This is a genomic window from Rhizobium sp. RHZ01 (assembly GCF_014851595.1).
Classification (GTDB): domain Bacteria; phylum Pseudomonadota; class Alphaproteobacteria; order Rhizobiales; family Rhizobiaceae; genus Rhizobium; species Rhizobium altiplani.
The window spans coordinates 1-606 of record NZ_JACUZZ010000089.1; the positions used below are offsets into that span (position 1 = coordinate 1).

Sequence of the window (606 nt, forward strand, 5' to 3'; positions counted from 1 at the left end):
TGGTGACCGAAGGCCGGTTCGAAGGGGCGAGCCATGAATTCGTCGCCGATACGGTACTCGCCAAGCACGACGAGAAATACATGCCGAAGGAAGTTGCCGACAAGTTGAAAGAGCAGGGGCTGTGGCAGCACGCGGGAGAACCGCAATGATCATCGAGATCGGCCACTATGCCCTGATCCTGGCGCTGGCGACGGCGCTCGTGGTCTCCGTCGTGCCGGTGATCGGTGCAAGGCGCCTCGACCGTGCGATGATGGATCTGGCCTCGGTCGGGTCCCTGGCGATGTTCGCGCTGGTGGCGTTCTCCTTCGGAGTTCTGACCTACGCCCACGTCGTCTCCGACTTCTCGGTCGCCAACGTCTGGGAGAACTCCCATTCGCTGGTGCCGCTGCTGTTCAAGTTGTCAGGCGTCTGGGGCAATCACGAGGGCTCGATGATGCTCTGGCTGCTGATCCTGGTGCTGTTCAGCGCCCTGGTCGCGCTCTTCGGACGGAATTTGCCCGATACGCTGCGGGCAAACGTGCTCGCCGTGCAGGCCTGGATATCGGTCGCCTTCATCCTGTTCATCCTGCTGACCTCCAATCCCTTCATGCGGCTGGATCCGGCCCC

1 protein-coding gene and 1 pseudogene are annotated in these 606 nt (G+C 62.2%); both read left to right on the forward strand.

Going from position 1 to position 606, the window contains the following annotated elements:
* The coding region (locus IB248_RS30920) for a cytochrome c maturation protein CcmE (protein WP_192242244.1) at positions 1 to 149 on the forward strand (149 nt) is incomplete at its 5' end.
* Positions 146 to 606: pseudogene (locus IB248_RS30925) on the forward strand (heme lyase NrfEFG subunit NrfE); the annotation flags it as partial. The gene IB248_RS30920 and the pseudogene IB248_RS30925, both read left to right, overlap by 4 nt.